We start from the raw sequence: 18,963 nt of genomic DNA, 5'->3' as shown, positions 1-18,963 counted from the left end.
GCCGCAATGCGGGTCATCGATTCCCATACGGGTGGCCAGCCGACGCGGGTGATCGTCGAGGGCGGGCCGGACCTGGGTAGCGGACCGCTGCAGGACCGGCTGGAGCGCTTCCGGACCCGGTTCGATCACTACCGCACGATGGCTGTGCTGGAGCCGCGCTGTTCGGATGCCATGGTCGGTGCACTGTTGTGCGAGCCGGACGCGCCCGACTGTACGGCGGGGGTCATCTTCTTCAACACGTCCGGCTATCTGGGCATGTGCGGCCACGGTACGATCGGGCTGGCGGCGACGCTGGCCTGGATGGGCCGTATGGCGCCCGGCCTTCACCGGATCGACACGCCGGTCGGCGTGATCGAGCTCGAACTGATCGATCCCAATACCGTGCGGTTCGAGAATGTCGAGAGCCGGTGCATGACCGAAGGTGTCGAGCTGGATGTGCCGGGCCTCGGGCGGGTGCGCGGCGATATCGCCTGGGGCGGCAACTGGTTCTTCCTCACCGAGGACGCTCCGCTGCCGCTGGTACCCGCAAACATCCCCGAACTGACGCACGCAGCATGGTCGGTGCGCCGGGCGTTGGCAGCCAACGGGCTGACGGGCCTCGGAGGGGCCGAGATCGACCATATCGAGTTCTTCTCGAAGGCAGACGCCGGGCCCGGGGCCAACAGCCGCAACTTCGTCCTCTGTCCGGGCGGTGCCTATGACCGTTCGCCCTGCGGGACCGGCACGAGTGCCAAACTGGCCTGCCTGGCGCGCCGCAATCGTCTCGCACCGGACGAGATCTGGGTGCAGGAAAGCATCATTGGCAGCCGGTTCTCGGGCCATTACCGGCCGGCGCCGGCGGGCGGGATCATTCCGGTCGTCACCGGAACGGCCCATGTGTTCGCCGATACGCGGCTGGTCGATGACGCCAGAGACCCTTTCCGTTTGGGCATTCTGTGACGAGGAGGTGGACGGATGGTTGCGGAAGACGGGCATCCGGGGCTAGACAACCGTGCCGCCGGAACTGGTCGCGGTGGCAAATGCAAGCGGGAGACGTGCGGTGAAAGGTATTGTGCTGGCCGGGGGCTCGGGGACGCGCCTGTATCCGGTGACCCGGGGCGTGTCGAAACAACTCCTGCCGGTCTATGACAAGCCGCTGATCTACTATCCGGTCAGCGCGCTGATGCTGGCGGGTATCCGCGATATCCTGATCATCACGACACCGGAAGACCAGGCCTCCTTCCAGCGCCTGCTGGGCGATGGCGCCGATCTGGGTGTGAATTTTTCCTACGCGGTGCAGCCACGCCCGGAAGGCCTGGCCCAGGCCTTCATTATCGGCGAGGACTTCATTGGCGGCGAGCCGTGTGCCCTCGTCCTGGGCGACAACATCTTCTTCGGACACGGCCTGCAGGGGTTGCTGAAGGATGCGTCCCGCCTGACGCGCGGTGCCGAGGTCTTCACCTATCAGGTGGCCGATCCGGAACGTTATGGCGTGGCCGAGTTCGACGACAGCCAGACCATTGTCTCGATCGAGGAAAAGCCGGCCAAGCCGAAGTCCAACTTCGCCGTGACGGGGCTGTATTTCTACGACAATACGGTCTGCGACCGGGCGCGCGAGGTCCGGCCGTCGGCGCGTGGCGAGCTGGAAATCACCACGCTCAACGAGATGTACATGCGCGACGGCCTGCTGAAGGGCCATCTGATGGGCCGGGGCTATGCCTGGCTCGATACCGGAACCCACCAGTCACTGCTGGCGGCGGCCCAGTTCGTCGAAACGATCGAGACCCGGCAGGGCCTGAAAGTCGCCTGTCTGGAAGAGATCGCCTGGCGTCAGGGCTTCATCAATGACGAGCAGGTGCTGCGTCTGGCCCAGCCGATGCTGAAGACGGAATACGGCGCCTATCTGCAGCGGCTGGTCGGCGGCTAGCCGCCGTCCGCATCCAGTGCGAGCCGCTGTGTGAGTTCACCGCGATTGCCGGCAATATCGGCGATGGTCACCCCGTCGAGCACCTCCAGAAAGGCGTCGAGTGCCTTGCGCCAGGTCTTCGACAGCCGGCACACGCCGATCAGCGGGCATGTGTTGGACTTGTCATTGAAACACTCGGCCAGTTCCAGCGGCGCTTCGGTCAGCCGGACCACCTCGCCGACGGTGATCGTGTCGGCGGGCCGGGCCAGGCGAACCCCGCCGCTGCGGCCCCGGATCGTCTCCAGATAGCCCTCGCGGCCCAGCAGGTTGGCGATCTTCACCATGTGGTGGACCGAGACCTGGTGGATCATCGCGATGTCCGTCACCCGGCTGATGCGCTCGCCGCGCAGCGCCGTGTACTGCAACATCCGCAAGGCATAATTGGTGAAACTGGTAAGCCGCATAACCTGCCCTTGAAATACCGGTAAAAACCATACCGCAATTCGCGGGCGTCAGCTACTCGTGTGACGCTTCGGTGACGGCGCCAGCGGGACTTGCCGGTAGGTGAGGCCCGGCCAGAGGGCCGCGTCGGGGATATGGGTCGCCAGCACGATCGCGGCACCATGGCTGCGCGCCCAAGCGCCGAGATTCGCGGCCAGTGTCTCGCGTATGGGCGCATCCAGGCCCGCGAAGGGCTCGTCCAGCAGCACAAGATCCGGACCGCGCAGAATGGCCCGGGCGATGGCCAGGCGCCGCAACTCGCCGCCGGACAGATTGCTGCCGCCCTCGTCGAGCGGCTGATACAGCCCGTCCGGCGAGCGCGTCACCACCGGCATGAAGAGCGCGGTCCCGCAGGCCTCCAGCAGGCGCGCATCGTCGGCATCCGGCTGGGCCAGCCGCAGCGCATCCGCGATCGTGCCGCACATCGTGTCGGGCATTTGCGGGGCAAAGCCCGTGTGCTGGCGGACCGCGGCCGCGCGCAGGCCTGCAGCTTCAAGCCCGGCATAGTCCAGTTTTCCGTCCAGGGCCGGGCGGAGGCGGGCGAGGGTTTCCAGAAGCGTGGTCTTGCCGCAGCCGGACGGGCCGGTGACCTCGGTAACACTGCCCGCCGCCAGATCGAGATCCGGCACTTCGCACAGCGGCGCTGCTCCGGGAAAACCGATCTGCAACTGGCGGGTTCTGACGGGCAGGATTGTGCCGGGCGCCGGCACGGGCTCGGCCGGCTCGGCAATCGCCGCCGGCGCCGCAATGCGCGTATTCAGCCGCGACAGGGCCAGCTCGGTCGCCGGATAAGCCGTCAGCGCGCCCAGCGCGATGGCCAGGCTCTGGTGCGCCGCGAGGACCGACAGCGCCGTTCCGGCGAGAAGCGGTACTGTGGCGCCGCTGCCCAGCATGACTGCCAGCGTCGCCGACAGGCCGCCGAGGACGGCGATGAAGGCGCCGGCCAGCCGTGTGCGCTGGCCGGCGGTGAGCGTCTGTCCGGCCGTTTCAGCGGACAGCGATCCAAGTGCCCCGGCCGCAGCGCCGAACCGGCCCAGCGCCTCCAGCTCGATCCGGTTTTCGATCAGACCGGCGGCCTCGCGGCGGTAGCGGTCGTTCAGTGTCTGCAGCCGCGCATCGATCCGGCGTTGCTCGGCGATGCCGAACCGGCCCGCCGCGAGCGCGAGCATCAGTCCGCCGGCGACGACCGCGAGCGGTGCCCAGCCGGCCAGGCCGGCAAATATCAGCGCAATCAGGGCTGCCGCGGCGGCGCTGGCGGCGGGCAGCCACAGGCGGAGCAGGGCGCCCTCGGCGAGACGCACATCATCCAGGAAAACGGCCAGACTGTCCGATGCGGGTCTTGCCAGACCGGCGCGGGCGCGCGCCTCAGCCTCGAACAGGTGGCGCCGCAGCCGCGCCGACAGGCGCAGCGTGGCATCGTGCCCGACCAGCTGTTCGCCATAGCGTGCCAGGATGCGCCCCATCGCGGTGCCGCGCACCGTGGCGCTCGGATAGAGATGGTTGAAGGCATAGGCACTGCCCGCTGCGCCGGCGATGGCGCTGGCCGTCAGGAACCAGCCCGATACGCCCAGCAGCAGCGCGGCCATCGCGCCGCCAGCCGTGGCCAGCAGAAAGGCCAGCGCGATCCGGCCGCGGAATGGCCGACCCAGCCGCGTCCACAGCGCGATCATGAGCGGCGCTCCATCGCAATGACGGCATCGGCGATGGCGCGCGCGGCAGGGTCGTGGCTGGCGATGATCACGGTTCGCCCGGAGGCGATCTGGCGAAGGGTTGCCAGCAGCGCATCCTGGCGTTCGGCGTCGAGATGGGCGGTAGGTTCGTCCAGCAGCAGGACAGGCGCGCCTGCGAGCAAGGCCCGGGCGAGGGCGAGCCGCTGCAGCTCGCCGCCGGAGAGGCCGCTGCCGCCGGGGCCGATCCGCATGTCGAGCCCTTCCGGCCGGTCCGCAATGAAGTCGCACCCGGCTGTATCGAGCGCAGCCAGGCAAGCGGCATCGTCCGCGTCCGGAGCGGCGAGGCGGAGATTGTCGCGGATCGTGCCTTCCAGTGCCCAGGGTTTCTGTCCGATCCAGGCGATGGAGCTGGCCAGCGAGTGGCCGGCCGGCAGGATCTCGCCGTCGATACGGATTTGCCCGCCAACCGGCTCGGCCAGCGCCAGCAGCGACATCAGCACCGATGTCTTGCCGCATCCGGACGGTCCCCACAGCAGGGTGATCCGGTCCGGCTCGGCAACGGCATTGAAATCCCGGACAACGGTCTGCCCGCTGCGGGCCAGATCGGCGGACCGCCAGACGATCCGTGGTGCCGGGCCGAGCGCGTCGAGCCGGACGATGGGGGCTATATCCCCGATCTCGGCAAGCTGGGCGAGGGACTCCGCCCCGGCCCGGGCATCGCTGCGCGCATGGTGAAGCGCGGACAACTGGCGCACGGGCGCGAAGAACTCCGGCGCCAGAACCAGGGCGGCCAGCCCCTCCCGCAAGGTCAGGGTCTCGAAAGTCTCGAACGGGAAGACCCCCAGCAGCTTGAAACCGACATAGACGGCCACCAGCGCGATCGAGATCGAGGCGAAAAACTCCAGCACGGCGGTCGAGAGGAAGGCGACCCGCAGGATCGCCATGGTGCGGCGCGCCAGCTCGTCTGCGGCCGTTTCGATGACGCCGGCTTCACGCGTCACGCCGTTGAAGGCGCGGATCGTCCCCGCCATCCTTACGCGGCTCTCGAAGGTTCCGGCGAGCGTATCGAGCGCGCCCTGCTGAGCGCGGGCCAGGGCGGCAGTTTCCGACGCCGTCAACCAGATGAAGACCGGCAGCATCACGGTCGAGGCCAGGATCAGCGCGCCGGCCAGCCAGCTCTGGGTGAAGATGGCGATGACCACGAGGACCGGGGTAATGACGGCGGCAGTCCGGCCCGGCAGCCAGTGGGCGGCATGGCCGGAAAGAATGGCGGTGCGATCGACCAGCTGCGCCGTGCGTTCACCGCCGGCCGCACCGTCGAACAGGGCCGGGCCGATCCCTGCCGCCAGACGGGCCATATCCTGCCGTGCCGCCGCGACCAGTCCCTGTCCGGCCCGCTCGGACGCCTGCGAGCGGAGCCAGTTGAAACCGCCGCGGCCGACAAGCGCCGCGCCCGCGACCAGGAGGGCGGGGAGGGCATTGCGTCCGTCCACGAGGGCCGAGATCGCCGTGGCAAAGCCGAGCGCAAAGGCGATGGCCGCGAGCGTGTCCAGAAGGATCGCCAGTTCGGCCAGCCGCACATCGCGCTGCGCAGCGCGTGTCCAGCCTTTCAGGCGGGCAGCGGCCGCCGTTTGCGTATCGGTCTTTGCGGTCATGCAGCCCGTGCGGATTCCATGTGCGACGTTTCGCCCGTTGCGCCCGTCTATAAAACTTGTATTTCAAGTGCAAGTTAACGCGTCGGAACCGGAGTTCAACCATGGAACACTTACTGGTCGCGGACCTTTCGCGATGGCAGTTCGCGCTCACGGCGATGTACCACTTCCTGTTCGTTCCCCTGACCCTCGGCCTGTCGATGATCCTGGTGATCATGGAAGGCGCCTATGTCCTGACCGGCAAGCAGGTCTGGAAAGACATCACCAAATTCTGGATGAACCTGTTCGGGATCAACTTCGTGCTCGGGGTTGCGACCGGGATCACCATGGAATTCCAGTTCGGCACGAACTGGTCCTACTACTCGCATTATGTCGGCGACATTTTCGGCGCCCCGCTCGCGATCGAGGGCCTGATGGCCTTCTTCCTGGAAGCGACCTTTGTCGGCCTGATGTTCTTCGGCTGGGACAAGCTGTCGCGTCCGGTCCACTGGCTCGTCACCGGCCTGGTCGCCCTGGGTTCGAACCTCTCGGCCCTGTGGATCCTGATCGCGAACGGCTGGATGCAGGCGCCGGTCGGTTCCGCATTCAATCCGGACACGATGCGCATGGAGATCACCAACTTCATGGAGGTGCTCTTCAACCCGGTGGCCCAGGCCAAATTCGTTCACACGGTGTCGGCCGGCTATGTGACCGCCTCGGTTTTCGTGCTCGGCATTTCGGCCTTCTACCTCCTGAAGGGGCGTCATCGCGGACTGGCCAAGCGGTCGGTCGCGGTTGCGGCCTCCTTCGGCCTGGCTTCGGCCCTGTCGGTTGTCGTGCTGGGCGATGAGAGCGGTTATACGCTGACCGATCACCAGCGCATGAAACTCGCGGCTCTCGAGGGCATGTGGCACACCGAAGAGGCACCGGCGCCGCTGACACTGGTCGGTCTGCCTGACCAGGAGGCGCAGGAAACCCGCTACGAGATCCAGGTGCCCTGGCTTCTGGGCCTGATTGCGACCCGCAGCATCGACGGCGATGTCGAGGGCATCCTGCCGCTCGTCGCCATCGCCCAGGACCGGATCGAGAACGGGATCACGGCCTATGATGCGGTCCAGCGGCTCAATGCCGATCCGGAGAATGTGGCAGCGCGCGAACAGTTCGAGCTGGCCAAGCAGGATCTGGGCTATGCCCTCCTGCTGATGCGCTATGTCGACGATCCGCGCGAGGCGACGCCGGACCAGATCCAGCAGGCCGCCTGGGACACGGTCCCCAACGTCGCCATGGCTTTCTGGTCCTTCCGCATCATGGCGGGGCTCGGCTTCTTCTTCATCGCGGTCTTTGCCCTGGCCTTCTACCTGGTGAGCCTGCGCCGGCCCTTCCCGCGCTGGTTCCTGCGCCTGGCCGTGGCGATCATTCCCTTGCCCTGGATTGCCGCGGAGCTTGGCTGGGTGCTGGCCGAGACCGGCCGTCAGCCCTGGGTGATCGACGGTGTGCTGCCGACCTTCATGGGTGTGTCCAGCCTGTCCGCCAGCCAGGTGATCCTGACGATGGTCGGCTTCACCCTTCTCTACGGCACGCTTGCCGTGATCGAGGTGACGCTGATGGTGCGGGCTATCCGCAAGGGGCCGACGTCAGAAACAGCGGTCACGACACACCAGCCCGCATCCGGCGGCTTCCCCGAAGCCGTGCCGGCACCGCTCTACGACCGATAGGAGACGCATATCATGGAACTGCCTCTCGACTATCCGACGCTCCGCGTCATCTGGTGGGGCCTTCTGGGCGTCCTCCTGATCGGCTTCGCCCTGACCGATGGCTACGACCTCGGCGTCGCCACGCTCCTGCCTTTCGTCGCAAAGACCGATGCCGAACGCCGGCTCGTGATCAACACGATCGGCCCGATGTGGGAAGGCCACCAGGTCTGGCTCATTCTGGGCGGTGGCGCGATCTTTGCCGCCTGGCCCTATGTCTATGCCGTCAGCTTCTCCGGCTTCTATCTCGCCATGTTCGTGGTGCTGTCGGCGCTGATCCTGCGGCCGGTCGGTTTCAAATACCGCTCCAAGCGCGAAAGCGCGGCCTGGCGCAACAGCTGGGACTGGGCGCTCTTCATCGGCGGCTTCGTACCGGCGCTGATCTTCGGTGTGGCCGTGGGCAATGTGCTGCGCGGTGTCCCGTTCGACTTCGACAGCATGCTGCGGGCGACCTATGAAGGCGGCCTGTTCGGCCTGCTCAATCCCTTCGCCCTGCTCGCCGGCCTCATCTCGGTCGCCATGCTGGTTATGCATGGTGCGTCCTGGATCGTGGTGAAGGCCGAAAAGGGCCCAGTGCGCGACCGGGCGGCCCGCTTCGGATCGATCGCGGCCATGCTGACCATCGTATTGTTCGTCATTGCCGGTGTCTGGGCCGCCACGGTTCTGCCCGGCTACATGATCACATCGGATGTCCTGCTCGATGGCCCGTCCAATCCGATGCGCAAGGCGGTCAGTGTCGAGGCCGGCGCCTGGGTCAACAATTTCGTGCGCTATCCCTGGATGGTGCTGGCGCCGTTGATGGCCGTGGCGGGGGCTTTCCTGGCTGCCGTCAGCCTGGGCAAGAAGCGTAATGCAGCGAGCCTCGCCGGGTCGGCCATGTCGGTCTTCGGCGTCGTCGCCACCGCCGGCGTGTCGATGTTCCCCTTCATCCTGCCGAGCTCGCTCAATCCCGACGCCAGCCTGACCGTTTGGGACAGCTCGTCCAGCCACGGCACGCTGTTCTTCATGCTGATCATGACGGTGATCTTCGTGCCGCTGATCCTTCTCTACACCAGCTGGGTGTTCAAGGTGCTGTGGGGACGTGTGACGTCCGAGCAGGCCACCTCGCCCGGCTCCTACTGACCGGAGGTCTTGGAATCATGTGGTATTTTACCTGGATACTGGGTCTTGCTGCCGCCCTCGGCTTCGGAATCCTCAACGCGCTCTGGCTGGAATTCACGCCGGATGCGGAAGACTGCGAGGATCTGGAATGTGCCGAATGAGACAGAGGCGCCGCCGCGCCGGGCAGGGGGCCTGCTGCAAGGCGGCCGGGCCAGCCGCCGGACCGGTGCAGGCTGGTCATCCCTTTCAACAATGCCGCCGGAATTTCCCGCAGGCTTGCCGGTAGGACGGCACCTGCAGGGGTGATCATCGAGGAGATGTCGCAATGAAGCAGATTGTGTTGTCCGGCCTTGTTCTGATGGCGGCCCTGGCCGCGCCCGCTCCCGCGCAGGATGCGGCACCGCTGCCGGGCGCAGCGCCCGTCCTCACCGTGCTGACCCGCGAGGATCCGCAGACCCAGCTCATGGCGCTGATCCTGACACGCGCCAGCGCCCAGCAGGGCGTGCCGGTGCGCGTTCTCCTGTGCGACAAGGCCGGCGATCTTGCCCTGGCCCAGCCGCCGGAAGCCGCCACGCGGCCGCTCGCGCCACGGAACATGTCGCCGCACGGTCTGCTTGAAACCCTGATCGAGGATGGTGTGACGGTTCAGGTCTGTGCGATCTACCTGCCCAACTCGCCCCACAGCGCGGAAGACCTTCACAGCGGGATCGGGGTGGCGACCCCGCCGGAAATTGCGACCATCATGGCAGATCCGCGCACGCGGTTCTTCACGTTCTGAGGGAGGCGGAGATGCGCGCCATTCTTGCCGTCACGTTGGGGTCCGCCGTTCTGGCCGCCGGGATGGCGATTGCGGCGTCCGGACACGCCCAGACCGGGGTTGGCGTGGCGGAAGACGCCGATCCGAGAACCCCGATCCGGCTGACCGCGGAGGAGCAGAGCCATATCGTGGAGACGATGCGCATCTTCCTTTCGGGCAGCCAGGCGATCATGGAGGCGGGCAGCGAGGGCGATCTCGACCGGCTGCGGGAAGCCGCCGCGGAGATGGCCACGCCGCGCCCCATGATGCCGGGAATGGGAGCCAGAATGCCGGACAGTTTCCGGGGCATGGGGCAGATGCTGCGTCAGGACCTGGCGGCGATTGCCGCTCTGCCCGACGAGACGCCGGTTACTGAGGCCCAGGCCGCGGCGGCTTCGGCGATGTATACCTGCATCGCCTGCCATGACAGCTACCGCGTCGAGGTCGTGTCATCCCGCAGTGAGCCGGGCCGGTAGGCCGGTTTCAGGCCGCCACGTCCTGACGCGGCGGTACCCGGCCGCTCGCCATGAACTCGGCCAGCTGCAGGCGGTATTTGCGTCCCACGCGCACCATCTCTCCATTGGCCAGCTCGACCGAATGCGTGCCATGTCGGTCGGCATGGGTGCGCTCGATGTGATGCACATTGACGATCGCCGAGCGGTGAATGCGCAGGAAGTCCGCCGGGTCCAGCCGCTCCTCCAGCTCCCGCAACGAGATCCGGTGCAGGAGCTGCCGGTTGCGCAGGTTGAAATGGACATAGCTGCGCGCGGCCTCGATCCAGACGATCTGCGACTGGGGCACCCGCACGGTTTCATTGCGGCAGCGGATCCAGAAATCCCGGTAGACCGGCGCTCCCGCATCGGTGGTGTGCCCCTGGCGGATCCCGGCCAGCGTTTCGCTGAGGACGGCGACCCGCGCCAGGTCGCGCCGTTGCTGCAACTCGGTCCGCACGCGACGCAGGCATTCCTCAAGACGCAGCGTCTCGACCGGCCGCAGGAGAAAGTCGGTCACCTGCAGCTCGAACGCGGTCAGGGCGTGTATCGGCAAGTCGCCCATCATCACGATGACCGGGCCATCTTGTGCGGTGCCCGCCGGGCGCGACAGAAGACGTTCGAGCCGCGGCTGGTCGCTGCCGAGAAACACCACATCCGGCGATGTGCCGTGCCAGGGATCGTCCTGGCCGGCGGCCGGATGGGCGCCGACACAGCTGGTGTCGGCGAACCGGTCCAGTTGCCGCTGCAATTGCGTCCGGGCGAGTTCGCGGCTTTCAAGGATGAGGCAGCGCATGGCGGTCCTCCACATAAGGCACTGAATAACGTGATGGATTGGCTACCGCGCCGTTTCGGACATGCCTATATGCCCCGCCCGGGCAAGTGACGGCTTCCCGGGTGTCCGGGTTCGTCACAGCCGCTCGCGGGTTAAACCCAGATGCCGCCGTCCGTCGTTTTCCGACGCTGTTCGCAACAGGCGGCCGTGCTTCGGCGCAATTCCGGGCCGGCCGGCGTCTCTCCTGCTACGTGCGGGGCATGTGAGGTGACAGAAATGTAAGTCCCCCGCGTGCTCGCCGTCATGCTCCGGGTGACAGGCTCTGCGGGGTGTTCAGGGCGGTTGAAGGCGTGGGGAGGCACGGCGTGGCGACGCGGTTTCCAGAGTCACATGGCAGGGGTATCCCGATGCGCTGGACGCTGCGGGTCGTTGCCGGCGGCTGCATCGTCTGGGCGGTTCTCGTGCTTCTCTTCGTCGCCGTGCAGTATAAGGAAGCCGTGTCCGACGGCGCCCCGCCCAGCTTCGCGCTGGGCGTCCGGCATCAATCCGTGTTTTCCGCGATTGCCTTGCCTGCGATCATCGCAGGTGCCCTGGTTGGATTGCGTCATGCGCTTGCAGGCAGTCCGGCCTGGCGCCGCTGTGTCGAAGCGGCCGGCGTCGTCGCGATATTCTCGATGGCCGACTATTTCTGGACGGTGCTGGCTCTGTCTGCCTACACAGGCGTGCCGGCCCAGACGCTCGTGGCATCCACACCCTCCCTGTTCTGGCTGATGCTGCCGACCTTCACGGGGATGGCCTATCTGGCCGGCGCCCAGCTGAAAGGCCTGGTTCAGCGCAGTGGCGACACGACGCGGGGAGGCCGGACGGCGCGCCTGGCCGTACGGTCGGCCGGACGCACCGATTATGTGGCACTGGATGATATCGTTATTGTGTCCGCACAGGGCAATTATGTAGCCCTTGTCGACCGCTCAGGGCGTGAAGTGTTGCACCGTGCGACCATGATCGAGATGGCGCAGATGCTCGACGGCCAGGGTTTCGTTCAGGTGCACCGCTCGCACTTTGTGCGTCCGTCAGATGTCGTTTCGACCGAACAGCGCCGTGAGCGGATTGCATCGGTCCGGCTTCGCAGCGGCCAGGTTCTTCCCGTCAGCGCGACCGGAAGCGCGGCGTTGATGGCGGCTCTGAATAGCACGGCGGCCGCTTCGTCAGCCTGACCTCCCATCCGCAACCTTGCCCGTTGCCGGCAACGCACCGCTCCCGTTCGACCCATTCAGATTGAGACGTGTTCACCCGCACTGGTCGGATCGCTCCGCCAGCGCCCGTCCGCATGTCCGAGAGGACCCCGGCGCGCTGGCCATCGACCACCAAACAAGAGTGCCGGCCCGACCGGCCTCGGGGGATAATATGAACGCGATCAAGAAAACTCTTCTGGGCACCACCGCCTGCTTCGGGCTCGCCCTTGCGGCCGCGACCGGAGCCTCCGTCATGACGGCACCAGCTGCGCTGGCGCAGTCCTACACCACAGGGGGTGTTGGCGGCACGGTTCTGGATGAGGCCGGCAATCCGGTGTCCGGTGCGACCGTCACTGCCGTGTCCAGCGACCGGGGCTCGACGCGCACCGTCACGACCGGCGCCGATGGACGCTTCTTCATCGGCCGCCTGGAGGTTGGCAATTACACACTGACGGCAGCCGGGGCCGGTTACCAGACGGTGTCCGACGATGGCGTCCGGGTCTCGGTGGGCTCGTCGGCAGCCTACGAGTTTGTCTTGCCGGCGGGGATGGCCGAAGACGTCATCACCGTGACGGGTCAGGCGGTGCAGGTCGATGTGTTCCAGGCCTCCGAGACCGGGCTGGACATCGATGTCCAGGCCGTGTTCGAACAGGTGCCGATCGGCCGTGACGTCACGTCGCTGACCCTGCTCGCGCCGGGCACCGTGATCGGCGACAATGATTTCGAGGAAGGGCTCAGCACGGGCTTCGCCTCGATCTCCGGGGCCTCGCCGGGCGAGAATGCCTTCTATGTCGACGGCATGAACATCACCGACTTCCGCAACTTCCTCGGTGCCTCGGCCGTGCCTTTCCAGCTGTATGATCAGCTGGAGATCAAGTCCGGCGGTTATCAGGCCGAGTTCGGGCGTTCGACTGGCGGGGTGGTGAATGCCGTGACCCGCTCCGGCACGAATGAATGGCACTACGGGTTCAATATTTTCTATTCGCCGGACGAGCTTCGCGAGGATTCGCCGACGACCTATGCCCAGGCCAACCAGTTCGATCAGCGCATGACGCTGGAGAGCGATTTCTGGGTTTCCGGGCCGATCATCGAGGACCGGGTCTTCATCTACGGCCTGTACTCGCCGCGCCTGATCGAGGCAATCAACATCACCGAGGCGGGACGCGAGGAAGTCGATCGCACGGACGACCCGTTCTTCGGCTTCCGTCTCGATGTGAACCTGTTTGAAGGGCATACCTTCGCCTGGACGAGCTTTTCGGATGACCGGGCAACGGTGCGTGAGGCGAGCGACGTCACCTTCAATGCTGACCGGACCGAAATTGAAAGCCGCACGCCGGTGGCACAGACCAACTTCCTGGAAGGCGGGGACGTCAACATCCTGCGCTATTCCGGCGCCATGACCGACTGGCTTACCGTGTCTCTGACGGCTGGCCGCCAGACGTTCAACCAGACCATTGCGGGCAGCACGGATGGCAATCCGGCGATCCTTGATGCCCGGGACACCAGCGGTCCGGTCATTCAGCTGGGCAATTGGGGTGAGCTCGTCCCGGCCGAAGGCAATGACACGCGCGAACTGATCCGGGCCGATGCGGACATCTATGCGAACTTTTTCGGAGAGCACAATATCCGCATCGGTGTCGACCGGGAGACGCTGACGGCTGAAGACCGCTCCTTCTACTCGGGCGGCGTCTACTATCGGCTTTATGACCCCGTATCGTGCGAAGCCCAGGGCGGTCAGGCTGGCCGTGAATGCGTCCGTGTCCGGCAGCTTGATCGCGGCGGCTCGTTCGAGACGATCCAGACGGCTTTCTACATTCAGGATTCCTGGCAGGTCACGGATCAGCTGAACGTCAATATCGGCCTGCGCAACGAGACCTTCGACAACCGCAACGCCAGTGGCGATACCTTCACCAAGATCGAGGACCAGCTGGCACCGCGCCTGGGCGTGTCCTACGACTATTTCGGAGACGGCTCGCTGGAGCTGTTCGGCTTCTATGGCCGTTACTTCCTGCCTGTTGCCACCAATACGAATATCCGCATGGCAGGCGCCGAACTCTTCACCCAGGACTGGTACCAGTTCACCGGGCTGGATGCGAACGACGTGCCGCAGCTCGAAGGCGGACCGTTCCTGGAAGAGGTGTTCGGTGACGGAACCGTGCCGGACACGCGAGCGGTGACCGACCAGTATCTCGATCCGATGTATGTGGATGAATTCATCATCGGCGCGCGCTGGATGATGAACGATCTCTGGGACTTCAGCGCCAGCTACACCTATCGCGATCTCGGCGTGACGCTGGAAGACGTGGCGATCGACGCCGCCGTTATCGCCTACTGCAATGCCAACGGGATCACGGTTGGCGGCACGCCCTGCGAGGATGTCTGGACGGGTTTCCACCAGTATGTGCTGACGAATCCGGGCGAGGACATGCGGGTCTATCTGCCCGAGCTGGACGAGACCGTGGATCTGAGTGCCGCGGATCTCGGCTACCCCACGCCGACGCGGACCTATGAAGCCCTGACGCTGACCTTCGACCGGGCCTTCGACAATGGCTGGGATCTGCACGGGTCCTGGACGCTGTCGCGCAGCGAAGGCAATTACGAAGGGACCGTGAAGTCGGACAATGGCCAGGACGATGCGGGGATCACGACTTCCTTCGACCAGCCGGGGCTGACGGACAACTCCGATGGACTGCTGCCCAACCACCGCGCCCACAAGATCAAGCTGTGGGGGAATTACGCCTTCACCGACCAGTTCTCTGTCGGTGCGGCAATGCAGGCGACCTCGCCGCGGCGCTTCGGCTGTATCGGCTTCCACCCGACGGATGATTTCGCCCAGGCCTATGAGTCCGAGTCCTTCTTCTGCAACAGCCAGCCGACCCCGCGCGGCAGCCAGCTGGAGAGCGACTGGATCTACAATGTCGATCTGGCCTTCATCTACCGGCCGGTGGACCTGCCGCTGGGCGGCGAACCGGTGCTGCGGATGGACATCTTCAACGTCTTCGACAGCTCGGGCGTCACCGACATTCGCGAAATCGGCGAAACGGCCCTCAACGTACCGGATCCGAACTATGGTGCGCCGCGGACCTATCAGCCGCCGCGCTCTGTCCGCTTCGGGCTGAGCTGGACCTTCTAGACCGGGGGGATGTCGCCGGTCCTGACGGCGGCACCGGGCTGGGAAACGGCGGGCCATGCGCCCGCCGCTTCTTTTTTGGTCGGATACGGCGGACGAATGAAGCGAAATTCCGAACCCGGCGGGTCCGCGTTCGCAGCCCTGAGCGCGTTCCATGTGAGCATCGACCCCAACGCTGAAAGCGATGACAGGCCCGGGTCGAGCGGAGCGGGAACAAAGGAAAGATGACGGGCCCGACGCGATCGAGTCCAAACCCCACAGCCCTGAGCGCGTTCCATGTGAGCATCGACCCCAACGCTGAAAGCGATGACAGGCCCGGGTCGAGCGGAGCGGGAACAAAGGAAGAGTGGCGCACCCAAGAGGATTCGAACCTCTGACCTCTGCCTTCGGAGGGCAGAAGAAGTGTGTTTCCTGGAGTTTCCCTCCCTACCATGGGGTCCAATATTGCTATAAATAACGGGTTAAAGCTGGCATGGTTTTGCTGGAGGTTTCCTGCGTTTCACCTTGCTGTGCTGGAAATGTGCTGGATAATGGAGGCGCTGATGTCAGCCGGCAAGGTGAGGCTTTCAAAACGTACGATCGATGCAGCCGTACCGGGATCCGCTTCATACAGGCTCTGGGATAGCGACCTTTCCGGGTTCGGACTTCGAGTGTCTCCCAAGGGGAGGAAGGTCTACATCATTGGTTATCGTCTCGGGCATGGCGGGCGAGGTGCTCCTTGGCAGGAATACACGATTGGACAGCATGGTAAGCTCACACCCGATGAGGCCAGGAGCGAGGCGAAGCGTCTCCTTGGTCAGGCTCAATTGGGTGTGGATCCGCGCGAAGAGCGAAGCCGTTCTAGAACCGAGCTTAAGGTCTCTCAGCTTTGTGATCTCTACCTTGTGGAGGGCGCGGCGACGAAAAAGGAGTCAACTCTCGCGACAGACCGATTGAGGATCGAGCGCCACATAAAACCTCTTCTTGGCAAGCAGTCTGTTTCCACTGTGACATCCGCCGATATTGAGCGCTTTATTAGAGATGTGGCGGAGGGGAAGACTGCTGTCAAAGGAACAGGCACCCGACGTCGCTCAGATCCTGTTGCCCGTGGGGGTAAAGGTACGGCCACCAGAACGACGGGGCTTTTGGGAGCGATATTCACATTCGCGATGAAGCGGAAGATGCGCTCAGACAATCCGGTTCATGGCGTTAAGCGTTTTAAGGACGGCAGCTCACAACGATACCTGTCATCTGAAGAACTCGGTCGAGTAGGCGCAGCGCTGCTTCAGCAGGACCTTAGCGCCAAAGGGCGTGGGATCATTCGGCTCTTAATTCTAACGGGTGCGCGAAAAAGCGAGATCGAGGGTTTGCGGTGGAGTGAGGTAGATGTCTCTGGAAGTCGGTTGTTGCTGCAGGACTCTAAGACAGGTGCAAAAGTGGTTCCTATCGGGCCGGCCGCTCTGGAAGTGCTTCAGGGTGTGGAACGGGATCCGACATCACCTTTTGTCTTTCCAGCTGAGCGCCAGCTCATAGAAAACCCGAGAGAAAAGCATCGACACTATGTGGGCACGCCAAAGGTTTGGAATCGAGTGCGTGAACAGGCGGGTTTGCCTGAGGTGAGGCTTCATGACTTGCGGCACACATATGCAAGCTTAGCAGCAGCTGACGGACAGTCTCTGCCTCTGATTGGCAAGTTACTCGGACACAAGGATGTGAAGACTACGGCTCAGTATGCTCATTTGGCTGACGACCCCGTTAGGCAGGCTGCCCTAGCAACCTCAGACGCTGCCGCTGCAGCGCTCGCTGGAAGGTGACATTGAGCACGGCTTCATCAAGAAAGCTTAGCTCGTCAATCTATCGACTGATTGCGTAAAGAGATTGATTGAATGGATGACGACGCACCCAGGGTCCTAATCGGTGGCGAGGTCGAGTTTGATGCCGCATGGCATGAAACGCGTACATCCGTCGAAACAACGCTGGAGATGCCACCACCACCTTGGGCGGAGCTTTCTCTGAATGAAGGCGAGCATGGCTGGTTGCTGGACGACTTCAAACAGGTTCGGTCGCGATCTGACGCGCTGGTTATGGGGAAAGGCTTTGACCAAGTAGGCGCTCGTCTCCACGCCGATGCTGATGGCGCCCAAGTTTTACAATTGATGTATCAACGATGGGAATTCGCAGACTTTCAGAGCGCGGAAGGCCGCGCCGAAGCTTCAGACGCGATCAATACGATCTTCCAAGCTTATAATTTTCCTAGCTTTGGCGATGCATCCACGGAGCTAGCTTTAGCGTGGGTTTGGCGGAATGAGGCGTTATGTTGGGCGTACGTGCCACATGGAGCTTGTATTGCGGCTCATTATCCGGGAGATCCGCTTTATACGGTCGCTCGTGCGGTTTCATCCGAAGGCAAGACCCATCAAAAGCCGGCCAGCGATACGTGGGGAAGTGTTAAATTTAACCCCAAATTCTATGAACGCTTTCCTCCGGGAGCCCCAATTCACTGGGCCCTTGCTGTGAGCGCGCTCTTGCGCGCTTTGGAAGAAGTCCGCGAGGCTATTGGGAGTGGTTCCGCCAGAGACTTTGTTCTGGACGCCCTAAGAGCATCGTACGATGCAGGTGCAGCTTCAGCAGAGTTTGTAGCGCGTCGTTTCGCATCCCACGTTGAACAGTGGGACCAAACTCAAGAGACTCGCCAGCGCAAAGGAGACTATGAAGGACAGCTCCGTAAGCAGGAAGCGGAGGCCCGTTGGTATGCCGCCGCTATCAGTTGGCTTGCAGAAAACATGCCGACAATGCGCAACCTGGGGCTCGAGAAGATCTATGACGCGATCATGGAGGCTCAGCGCACTGGAGAGCTATCTGCCTCACTCCCTAAGTATGAGCAATTTCGCAATAAATTTTTAGAATGGGAATCGGAGGGTCGTTTTATGGCGCGGAGCCGTAAGGGGAAGCCAGGGCGTCCGCCGAAAAAAAGCTAGCGCCCCCTTCGGAGCATGAATGGGAATTACCCAAGGCAGTTTATTGAGGGGGTAATAAGAGTCTGAAAATTTGGCTTACTCCTCCTTAACGATCGCGTTCCCTGCGATTGCAAGGAATAGGATGAACAATGACTGCCTCTACGCCCAACTTGCTCAACACGGCTCAAGTCGCCGAACGCTTCAATCTCAGCGCCAGCTATCTTAACAAGCTTCGCCTTACTGGTGGCGGGCCTCGCTTCGTCAAGATCGGGCGCCGCGTCGCTTACGATATCGTTGACCTTTTGGAGTGGGTCGAAGCCCTGAAATGCGTCTCTACGTCTGAGTGTTCATTCCTCGACTAAATCAAGCGTCTGAAATGTGGACGGTGAAAAGTGGCTGCCCTGCATACCGGACAAGCCTCGCCCCCACCCCTGGAAGACTGATTTGGCGAAAAGTCACTTCATAGCCTTCAACGAGGCCTGAGTTTGGATTTGGTAGTAATCTGGGTGGATCGTTGTCGTGCCAGCATATCGCCGACGATGGTTGTTGAGGTCCGAGCCCGGAGATAAGTCCGGCATGATGCGTACTGTCTTCGAACGCCTTCCAGAACGCTTTCTTGTTGTCGGGTGATCCGATCAGTTGGATGGCGGCTTGAGGAAAGTCCAAGAGCGCTGAGTAGAGAACGCTTGGTCCTGCTGTTTCGCCTAAGGACGCGCTGTCTTTGGCGGGAAAGCCTAGATCAGCAGCAGACGAACGGACTGCCAAGGCAGCGACTGCAGAGCTTGTCATTTTCCCTCTCGGCCCGTCGCTGGGCGGGAGGTGGCCGCGCAGTCGCCAGTTCCTCTGTCCGTCCATAGAGAGGCCAGTCATCTCGGCGATGCGAGCCGGCCCGTGGATGCTCTGTTCGAACTGTAAAATCACAAGAGCCAAACCCTCGTTCTCATTTGAACCACGAAGCAGTTAGCAGAGGGAAGATATATATCAAAATCTAAGTTGACGATTTTTTATCGGACTAATAGATTTTGCCGATAAAAAGTACGGAGACAAAACGATGGCACCCGATC

Annotated in this window: 16 protein-coding genes; 12 read left to right on the top strand and 4 right to left on the bottom strand. The window is 63.7% G+C overall.

What is annotated here, in order from left to right:
- Window positions 1-6 precede the first annotated feature (6 nt).
- On the top strand, window positions 7-939 hold the full coding sequence (locus JJ918_RS02495) for a proline racemase family protein (RefSeq protein WP_291882795.1): 933 nt from the start codon (window positions 7-9) through the stop codon (window positions 937-939).
- 100 nt (window positions 940-1,039) lie between these two features.
- Window positions 1,040-1,906 carry a glucose-1-phosphate thymidylyltransferase RfbA gene (gene rfbA / locus JJ918_RS02490; RefSeq protein WP_291882792.1) on the top strand — a complete coding sequence of 289 codons (867 nt, stop codon included), beginning with the start codon at window positions 1,040-1,042 and terminating at the stop codon, window positions 1,904-1,906.
- On the opposite strand, the gene JJ918_RS02485 is transcribed toward rfbA, so the two are convergent.
- The 3 genes from JJ918_RS02485 to cydD are packed head-to-tail and all read right to left on the bottom strand — an operon-like array spanning window position 1,903 to window position 5,711.
- Complete coding sequence (locus JJ918_RS02485) at window positions 1,903-2,349, bottom strand: Rrf2 family transcriptional regulator (protein ID WP_291882788.1); 447 nt, start codon at window positions 2,347-2,349, stop codon at window positions 1,903-1,905. The genes rfbA and JJ918_RS02485 overlap by 4 nt on opposite strands.
- A 48-nt stretch (window positions 2,350-2,397) precedes the next feature.
- Complete coding sequence (locus JJ918_RS02480) at window positions 2,398-4,056, bottom strand: ATP-binding cassette domain-containing protein (RefSeq protein ID WP_291882786.1); 1,659 nt, start codon at window positions 4,054-4,056, stop codon at window positions 2,398-2,400.
- Window positions 4,053-5,711, bottom strand: coding sequence for a thiol reductant ABC exporter subunit CydD (gene cydD / locus JJ918_RS02475; protein WP_291882784.1), 1,659 nt, complete (start codon window positions 5,709-5,711; stop codon window positions 4,053-4,055). The genes JJ918_RS02480 and cydD overlap by 4 nt, the downstream gene beginning before the upstream one ends.
- A 101-nt stretch (window positions 5,712-5,812) precedes the next feature.
- Here cydD and JJ918_RS02470 point away from each other — a divergent pair, with 101 nt between their 5' ends.
- From JJ918_RS02470 to JJ918_RS02450, 5 genes are all read left to right on the top strand, one after another.
- On the top strand, window positions 5,813-7,402 hold the full coding sequence (locus tag JJ918_RS02470; RefSeq protein WP_291882781.1) for a cytochrome ubiquinol oxidase subunit I: 1,590 nt from the start codon (window positions 5,813-5,815) through the stop codon (window positions 7,400-7,402).
- A gap of 12 nt (window positions 7,403-7,414) precedes the next feature.
- Entirely contained in the window at window positions 7,415-8,560 is a 1,146-nt protein-coding gene (gene cydB, locus JJ918_RS02465) for a cytochrome d ubiquinol oxidase subunit II (RefSeq protein WP_291882778.1), read from the top strand.
- A gap of 17 nt (window positions 8,561-8,577) precedes the next feature.
- Window positions 8,578-8,700 (top strand): cytochrome bd-I oxidase subunit CydX, encoded by a 123-nt coding sequence (gene cydX / locus JJ918_RS02460; RefSeq protein ID WP_271187581.1) that lies wholly within the window; start codon window positions 8,578-8,580, stop codon window positions 8,698-8,700.
- 164 nt (window positions 8,701-8,864) lie between these two features.
- Window positions 8,865-9,317, top strand: a complete 453-nt coding sequence (locus JJ918_RS02455; protein ID WP_291882771.1) for a hypothetical protein — start codon at window positions 8,865-8,867, stop codon at window positions 9,315-9,317.
- A gap of 11 nt (window positions 9,318-9,328) precedes the next feature.
- Window positions 9,329-9,811: a hypothetical protein gene (locus JJ918_RS02450; RefSeq protein ID WP_291882768.1), complete on the top strand. Its 483-nt coding sequence runs from the start codon at window positions 9,329-9,331 to the stop codon at window positions 9,809-9,811.
- 7 nt (window positions 9,812-9,818) lie between these two features.
- Here the strand turns inward: JJ918_RS02450 and JJ918_RS02445 are convergent, their stop codons facing one another.
- Window positions 9,819-10,622, bottom strand: coding sequence for a LytTR family DNA-binding domain-containing protein (locus tag JJ918_RS02445; RefSeq protein ID WP_291882766.1), 804 nt, complete (start codon window positions 10,620-10,622; stop codon window positions 9,819-9,821).
- Between the two features lie 386 nt (window positions 10,623-11,008).
- Here JJ918_RS02445 and JJ918_RS02440 point away from each other — a divergent pair, with 386 nt between their 5' ends.
- The 5 genes from JJ918_RS02440 (at window position 11,009) to JJ918_RS17205 (ending at window position 18,261) form a co-directional block, all read left to right on the top strand.
- A complete protein-coding gene (locus JJ918_RS02440; RefSeq protein WP_291882763.1) occupies window positions 11,009-11,815 on the top strand; it encodes a LytTR family DNA-binding domain-containing protein in 807 nt (268 codons plus the stop codon).
- A gap of 190 nt (window positions 11,816-12,005) precedes the next feature.
- Window positions 12,006-14,966, top strand: coding sequence for a TonB-dependent receptor (locus JJ918_RS02435; RefSeq protein WP_291882759.1), 2,961 nt, complete (start codon window positions 12,006-12,008; stop codon window positions 14,964-14,966).
- A gap of 428 nt (window positions 14,967-15,394) precedes the next feature.
- Window positions 15,395-16,756 (top strand): site-specific integrase, encoded by a 1,362-nt coding sequence (locus JJ918_RS02430; RefSeq protein ID WP_291882756.1) that lies wholly within the window; start codon window positions 15,395-15,397, stop codon window positions 16,754-16,756.
- A 72-nt stretch (window positions 16,757-16,828) separates the two neighbouring features.
- Window positions 16,829-17,920, top strand: coding sequence for a hypothetical protein (locus JJ918_RS02425; protein WP_291882753.1), 1,092 nt, complete (start codon window positions 16,829-16,831; stop codon window positions 17,918-17,920).
- Between the two features lie 128 nt (window positions 17,921-18,048).
- On the top strand, window positions 18,049-18,261 hold the full coding sequence (locus JJ918_RS17205; protein WP_367277621.1) for a helix-turn-helix transcriptional regulator: 213 nt from the start codon (window positions 18,049-18,051) through the stop codon (window positions 18,259-18,261).
- Window positions 18,262-18,963 lie beyond the last annotated feature (702 nt).

The organism is Maricaulis sp. (genome assembly GCF_017642925.1).
Classification (GTDB): Bacteria; Pseudomonadota; Alphaproteobacteria; order Caulobacterales; family Maricaulaceae; genus Maricaulis.
The sequence above is the reverse complement of the archived record's forward strand: the minus strand, read 5'-3'. Positions and strand labels throughout refer to the sequence as shown.